Genomic DNA, 6819 nt, shown 5'->3' with positions numbered 1-6819 from the left:
CCTCACGGACGAGGCACTACGGGTCAGCTCGTACTTCCGCCATCTCGGTGTACAGGAGACTTTCACTCCCTAGTCGGTTGCGCTGCCAAGCGCACGAAAAGCCGCTTCCCAGCTCTGGCGGGAACAGCTCCATATCCTCAGGCTTTTGCAGGATGACCTGCTCGCCGAACCGATCCAGCCAGTCGTCGCTAGCCAGTAGCGCCGTCCTATCGGTTACGAAGTAGCTGATATCATAGTCCTGATATGTGTCCGGCACAATCGCAGCATTGGCGCGCGAGCCTTCCAGCGTGACGAGACGGATCTCCTCCCGCTCCTCGGCGAAGCCGAGCAGCAGCCCCATCATCTCCTCTTTTCCGCGCAAGTGGCGTGCCCCCTTTATCATAGGTACATGCATTCCGCTACCAGACATTCGTTCCTAATGTTTCCTATCCTATGACGGGGCGATGACGCCCTTCTTGAGGATAATATTCGCATACAGCGCGGACTCTCCCGTCGCTACGATCGCATAGGCCTGCTTGGCCCGCTCGTAAAATGCGAAGCGCTCGACCTGCTCGAAGTCGGCCCGCTCCGGCTCATGGCGTCCGACGATCAGACGATACTTGTCCCAGATCGGCGTCTCCACCGTATCGCCCGGTACAACCTGCATCAGCGCTACCGCGCGCTCCGCATACGGATCGAGCGGGAACAGGGTCAGGATCGCCTCCAGCAGCTCTGGGATGCCGTGCCCGTCGGCCCGCACCAGCCGCTGCGCATGACTCGCTGCCGGGAAGTTGCCGTCGCCGAGCACCAGCTCATCGCCGTGCCCCATCTCCATCAGAATTTTCAACAGCTCCGGCGAGATGATCGCCGGGATACCCTTTAACATCGTATCCATACCTCCACATCATCAGTTGATCGTTTGTCCATTCTTATGCCTAGCATATCATGGAAGCGCTCCCCCGCCTATCCCCGATCCTGCTGTCGACCGTCCACTATCTTGCTATGGCGGGCACCTATCCCAGGCACAGCAAGCTCCGCCATCTGGTATCGATGCCGGAGCTTGGCGTCAGTCGCTTGAGCTCGATTAAGTCTGGCCTAGGGCCTATCTCTTAGCTCAATTAAGTCTGACCTTTTGTCTATCTTCTGCCCGCTCGCCTAAGCTTTGCTAACTTCGCGATCCTTGCCTTTGTCCGAGTCGCCGACGATTCGGTTCGTCGCTTCGCGGTCGGCCTGCATCTCCTCGACGGTCTTCGTCTGCAATCTCGCCGCCCCCCGATAATCGCGCGTCGGGATCAGGTCGCCAGCTGCCAGACGCTGCTTGGCCGCAGCGATCGCCTCGCCGTACTGCGGCAGCCACTGCTCCTGCGCCACCAGCATCTCGTCGACCATCTGCCAGATCTCTTTGGGGTTGCAGACCGCGCCTACCAGTGGATCCATCATGAAGGCTTGGCGGAGCAGCTTGTCGTCGCCTTTGACCGCCGCTTCGACGGCCAGTCGCTGCACCGAGATGCTGACATTGCACACCGCAGCCGGTCCGAGCGGCAGATCGCCGACAGTCGGCATCGAGATGCCATTGCCATCGACATAACCCGGCGCTTCGATGATCGCGTCGTCTGGCAGATTGGAGATGACGCCGCCGTTGACGACGTTGAAGTGGCCGCGATAGACTCTGCCCGTCTCCAGCGATTCGATGATGTACGAGCCATGCTCCTGACCGCGCAGCTCCGGCTTGTACTCCATCGCCGGGTCCTTCAGCCAGTTCGGGAAGTCCGTCTCGAACCAGTTGCGGCCTTCGGTACAAACGCGCAGGTAGCCGCCCGTCTCGCCGTTGATCCAGCTGCCCAGATCGATCCATTCCTTGATCTCCTCGGGACGCTTGCGATACCATGGCACATATTCGCTCAGATGGCCGTTAGACTCCGTGCTGTAGTAGCCGAAGCGACGCAGCATGTCGATGCGAACCTTCTCCGTCCGGCTGAAGTTCTCATGACGCTCGAACGCCTCCAGCAGCCCCTCCGTCAAGTCCTTGCCATTGTGGCGGATCTGGACATACCAGGTCTGGTGGTTGATGCCGGCGCAGATGATATCGACATCCTTTTGCTCCAGCCCGTAGACATCTGCGATCTGCTTGTGGCCATGCTGGACGCCGTGACACAGTCCGATCGTACGGACGCCGCCGTATTGGTTGCAGGCCCACGTCATCATCGCCATCGGGTTCGCATAGTTGAGCAACAGCGCGTCCGGCGCTGCCACCTCGCGGATGTCCCGGCAGATGTTGAGCATCTCGGCGATACCTCGCTGACCGTACATGATGCCGCCTGCACAGAGCGTATCGCCGACACATTGGTCCACGCCATACTTGAGCGGGATGTCGATATCGGTCGCGAACGCCTCCAGCCCGCCTACCCGGATCGTGCAGAGGATGTACTTAGCCCCCTTGAGCGCTTCGCGGCGATCCGTCGTCGACTGGATCTGGATGTTCAGACCATTCTCCCGGATATCCCGCTGACACAGCTCCGTGACCATCTCCAGGTTGTGCGCATTAATGTCCGTAAATGCAACCTCGATCTCGCGAAATTCCTCTACGGACAACAGATCGCGCAGGATTCCTCTTGTAAATCCGATGCTTCCCGCACCGATAAAAGCAACTTTAAAAGACATCGTTTCCCCTCCATATCAGCTCATTTGGCTTGATCAGCCGTCTTGAGCCTAGTATAGCAAGGATCGAGCGGAAGCGTTATCAATATCGTCACTTGTTCGTTGTTTCTCTGTCAACTATCGTCACTTGCTGCAGGGTAGTGATAGCTCTCCGCGGCCATCGAACGGCGGTAATCCATCGGCGTCATGCCGGTTATTTTTTTGAATAGCGCATGGAAATACTGCCTGCTGTTCAGGCCGATATAGTCCGAGATCTCGATAATCGGGATATCTGTACGCGCCAGCAACATCTTGGCCTTGTCTATGCGAAGCGAGGTGAGATAGCCGTTCAACGTACGACCCGTCTGCTGACGGAACAACCGCTGCACATACCCGGGATGAAGATTAACGGCGGACGCGACGTCCTTGACCTGGATGTTGCGATCGTAATTGTGATGCAAAAATTCGATGCACTGCCTTGCATACTGCTCCACCTGCAAGTCCGGGAAGCGCTCCGCATCGCCGAGCAGCCGCGCCAGTCGGATGATCAGCTGGGCAAACAAGAGACGGATCAGAGAGGTCGCGTCCTCCTTCGAGCGATCCAGCTCCAGCACCAATCCTTTGAGGATCGCATAGATCTCCTCCTGATCGCTGAGCACCCAGTAGGCCCGGCGGCATGCCGCGAGCGCGGACAGCTCGGCGCCCGTCATCATCGCCAGCGAAGGCCCGCTCTGGGGATCGGGCTTGAAGGCGAACTCGACATTGAGCATCCGGCAGCTATGATCCACCAGCAACCGATGCGGGATATTGGCGTCGATCAGGATAAACTCGCCCCGCCCCAGCGTTAACCGCTCTGTGCGCCCCTCGCTTTGCCTCACCTCTACCTGACATGTGCCCTGGATAATATACATGATCTCCGTGGCGTTATGCCGGTGGAAGGACATCGTATAGGCTTGCCAATGCTTGAAATAATAGGCGTGGATATGTGGCTGAGTATCCTGCTCCAGCAACGCATCATCGTATAAACTGCCCTTCATCACTAGCGCCAGCCTCCATTAGTGTAAACTAAAAAAGATCAGTAAGGGTTGACCCTCCTGATCTCTAGCATGCCTTATTCATCGGTCAGATGCAACCTGATCAACAACTCAATCCTTGGACTGTATCGGCATCTCCCGACTGCTTTGCATCAGCTCGGAGACGGTCACGAAGCGATACCCTCGCTGCTTCAGCTCCGGCAGGATTTGCTTGAGCGCCTCCACCGTCTGCATCGATCCCGGCACATAGTCATGGAACAGGATAATATCGCCATTGCGCGCATGGTTCAGCACCTTGTCCACGATGTATCCCACGCCCGGCTTCCGCCAATCCTTCGTATCCTGATGCCAGGACCAGAGGATCATCGTATAGCCCATCGCACGCACCTTGCGGATCATCGCCTCGTTGTAATATCCGCCAGGGGGGCGGAACAGCGTCGGCTTGTCCAGATTGAGCGCTTGCAGCTGCTCCTCGGTACGGAGGATCTCCTGATTCAGACGGGAAGGATCGCTCGACTTGGTGAAATACGTATGATTAAACGTATGATTGGCGATCTCATGGCCTTCGGCCACTTCGCGCCGGACGAGCTCGGCATATCGCTCGACCCGATTGCCTACGACAAAAAACGTTGCTTTGGCCTCATACGTCTTCAATACATCCAGAATGGCGCCTGTGCTCGGCGGGTACGGACCGTCGTCGAAGGTCAAGGCGATTTTTTTCTCCGCCGTCGGCACCTCCCAGACGATCTCGCCCTTTTTTTCGTAGTAATATCTGTCCTTTTTGACCGGTCCGGCAAAGCCGCACAGGAGCAGCGCCAATAAGAGCAACATCATCCGTCTTCCTGCCACGCCTTCGCCTCCTTAAGCGTAAAAAACAAAATTCGGGGGTCGCCCCCCGAATCGGTAAGAGTATGGCTTAACGGAACGGAGCCGCCACCGCATTGCCGATGTCTCGGATGATCATTCCCACGTCGTGCGTGAATTCCGCAACAGGGTGGCCGTTCATGGCGTTGCCATGCAGCGTTTGTATTTTGCTGTGTAGATTCTTATCCGAAGTCACATGAACATTATAGCCTTCATGCTCTTGTTTGATTTTCCGCTTCACTTCATTTTCCTTTTTGCGCAGCATTGCTTGATCGGACCCGTCCATGTCGAGGCCAACGATAATATCTTGATCATGCACGACCGCAGTGGCTTTAGTGACGCCAGCGACTTTTTGGGCCGAGGCCGCGACATGCTCTGCTTTTTTCATATTGATGTGGTCGTGGTTGTCCATCTCGCCGATCTTGTGGGTCGGATCCTGCGTCATCCCCAGGTCTCGTCCTACATCCTTGCCCATTTCACGCATGTCTTGCTCCGTCCGCATCGTTTGCTGCTTGACGGTGTTGCCGTCATTCGTATCAGGATTCGTTTTGGGTGCGGCGCAGCCTGACAGCAAGGCAACACTGATGCATACAGTCAGCATTGCAGTCGTCCAACTCATCCGTCTGTTCATCGATAGTCAACCTCCCTTTAGTGGTAAGGTTAGGGTGTGCAGACGAAGAGAGGATTATGCAAGTCCAGACAGTGAGCAGAAGTCAGAGATAGGTATGATTTTGGAATGCGGCCGCCTGCCCCCACAGCTTGCCGCTGGCATCGATCAGATTCCAAACGGTCGCTTGCTGGATATAGAAGCGCTTGCCCGTGCTGGAGATACGGATACCCGTATAGTCATCCACATAGCCATAGGTACGGACCTGGCTCAGGAATGCCTCGCGGGCCTCGCGCTCCATCGGTTCGGCGGTCAGACGGGATGGGGTCGACACGAAGGTCTCCCACGTCATCTCCCACAGCTCGCGTGCTCGCCGGTTGCCGTAGTTCAGTACAGGGTCAACCTCCGTCCCATGGGATAGGATGACGAGCGGCGCATCCTCCAGCGCCTGGGCTGGAGATTGTCCCTCTGGCAGCGCCAGCAGATCGCGCCCGGTCAGCCTGCGATAGCTGCCAAGCAACAGGCGGGCATGCTCGTCCACACTGCCTACGCCACGAATTGCATTTGGGATTGTTGTCATTTGGGTGAGCCTCCTCGAGGTGGTAATGAGCCTCGGTTTTTGTTTCTTTTTATTGTAGAGTAACCATTGTTTTTCAATCAAGGAGCATAATAAAAGAGTGCTCACCAATCTGTTAGATCGGGAGCACTCTTCGCAATGAATAACTAGACGAATGGATCAAGCTCAATCGACACTGGTGCGTTTCCGACCGTAATGATGGCATTGATGGCTCCTGATACTTGATCGATGACCGCAATTCGATTGCCAGAATTGAGAGTACTTAAGGTAACATAGAGAAAGTTTGCTGCATACTTGTCAAGGAATGGAGTAGGGAATGAATTAACTGCCATATCTCGTATATCATTTCCCACAGGAATCGTCATCACAACCGTATTGGTTCCCCCGTCTATGACATATACAGCTCCCGCAGCACCGGCTCCGCCAGATGCGAATATCCGATTCGTATTAGGGTTGACTGCGATGCCGATCATTCCTCCTGTGGCTATTGCCACCGTACCTACGACGGTGTCATTAGTTGTATCAATGACACTAACGTTAGGTGTGTTCGGGACATAAGCTCTATGGGTAACCGGATTTACGGCAACGTTCAACGGCTGACCTGCAAGAGGTATGGTTGCAATGACCGAATTTGTAGCCCCATTAATGACGGACACATTGCTAGTTGTTAAGTTGGGAATGTATATCTTGTCTAAGGTCAAGTCTGCGTCGATTTCTAGAGGAGCGCCTCCTACCGAGATGGTTGCGATTACCTCAAATGTTTCCGCGTTAATAACGTTAACGTTATTGGAACCGTTATTCGAGCTGTAAAACCGATTGGTTAAGTAATTGACAACCCCGCCTCTAGGAGAAGATCCGACTGTCACGACTGCCAGCGTTGTATTCGTAATCATGTCAAAAACAGTTACTCTGCCGGGGTTGGTATTATTAACCGCGTATAATCTTTTTCTAATAGGATCGATGGATCCACCCCATGGACTAGGTATGCCTGTGGCATTTGTAATCACAGCGTTGTTGGCCCCATCAATGACTGTTATTGAATTGGAATTGCGGTTTTGTACATAAATACGAGGGGAACCCATGGTTCCAGTTGCGCCTGTTGCGCCTGTCGCTCCCGTGGC

7 protein-coding genes and 1 pseudogene are annotated in these 6819 nt (G+C 55.2%); all 8 read right to left on the bottom strand.

Features of this window, described 5'->3' with window-relative positions:
- Positions 1-94: 94 nt before the first annotated feature.
- A pseudogene (locus PA598K_RS28900) lies at positions 95-361 on the bottom strand (aminoglycoside 6-adenylyltransferase); the annotation flags it as partial.
- A 69-nt stretch (positions 362-430) separates the two neighbouring features.
- Positions 431-865 (bottom strand): L-fucose mutarotase, encoded by a 435-nt coding sequence (gene fucU / locus PA598K_RS28895; protein ID WP_128660266.1) that lies wholly within the window; start codon positions 863-865, stop codon positions 431-433.
- A 269-nt stretch (positions 866-1134) separates the two neighbouring features.
- Positions 1135-2640 carry an alpha-glucosidase/alpha-galactosidase gene (melA, locus tag PA598K_RS28890; RefSeq protein WP_128660265.1) on the bottom strand — a complete coding sequence of 502 codons (1506 nt, stop codon included), beginning with the start codon at positions 2638-2640 and terminating at the stop codon, positions 1135-1137.
- Positions 2641-2750: 110 nt separating this feature from the next.
- Positions 2751-3653, bottom strand: a complete 903-nt coding sequence (locus tag PA598K_RS28885) for an AraC family transcriptional regulator (protein ID WP_128660264.1) — start codon at positions 3651-3653, stop codon at positions 2751-2753.
- A gap of 108 nt (positions 3654-3761) precedes the next feature.
- Positions 3762-4484 carry a polysaccharide deacetylase family protein gene (locus PA598K_RS28880; protein ID WP_128660268.1) on the bottom strand — a complete coding sequence of 241 codons (723 nt, stop codon included), beginning with the start codon at positions 4482-4484 and terminating at the stop codon, positions 3762-3764.
- Positions 4485-4566: 82 nt separating this feature from the next.
- The gene (locus PA598K_RS28875; protein ID WP_128660263.1) at positions 4567-5145 is read right to left on the bottom strand and encodes a YhcN/YlaJ family sporulation lipoprotein; all 579 of its coding nucleotides are present in this window, start codon (positions 5143-5145) and stop codon (positions 4567-4569) included.
- Between the two features lie 82 nt (positions 5146-5227).
- Positions 5228-5701, bottom strand: coding sequence for an MEKHLA domain-containing protein (locus PA598K_RS28870; protein WP_128660262.1), 474 nt, complete (start codon positions 5699-5701; stop codon positions 5228-5230).
- Positions 5702-5844: 143 nt separating this feature from the next.
- The coding region (locus PA598K_RS28865) for a YncE family protein (protein WP_148092005.1) at positions 5845-6819 on the bottom strand (975 nt) is incomplete at its 5' end.

This window comes from Paenibacillus sp. 598K (assembly GCF_003851045.1).
Taxonomy (GTDB): domain Bacteria; phylum Bacillota; class Bacilli; order Paenibacillales; family Paenibacillaceae; genus Paenibacillus_D.
This window is presented reverse-complemented; position numbering and strand designations above follow the sequence as displayed.

What these genes read in the sequence shown, in the direction of transcription:
- fucU (WP_128660266.1), bottom strand. Translation starts at nt 865, where the DNA reads ATGTTAAAGGGTATCCCGGCGATCATCTCGCCGGAGCTGTTGAAAATT.
- melA (WP_128660265.1), bottom strand. Translation starts at nt 2,640, where the DNA reads ATGTCTTTTAAAGTTGCTTTTATCGGTGCGGGAAGCATCGGATTTACA.
- PA598K_RS28885 (WP_128660264.1), bottom strand. Translation starts at nt 3,653, where the DNA reads ATGAAGGGCAGTTTATACGATGATGCGTTGCTGGAGCAGGATACTCAG.
- PA598K_RS28880 (WP_128660268.1), bottom strand. Translation starts at nt 4,484, where the DNA reads ATGATGTTGCTCTTATTGGCGCTGCTCCTGTGCGGCTTTGCCGGACCG.
- PA598K_RS28875 (WP_128660263.1), bottom strand. Translation starts at nt 5,145, where the DNA reads ATGAACAGACGGATGAGTTGGACGACTGCAATGCTGACTGTATGCATC.
- PA598K_RS28870 (WP_128660262.1), bottom strand. Translation starts at nt 5,701, where the DNA reads ATGACAACAATCCCAAATGCAATTCGTGGCGTAGGCAGTGTGGACGAG.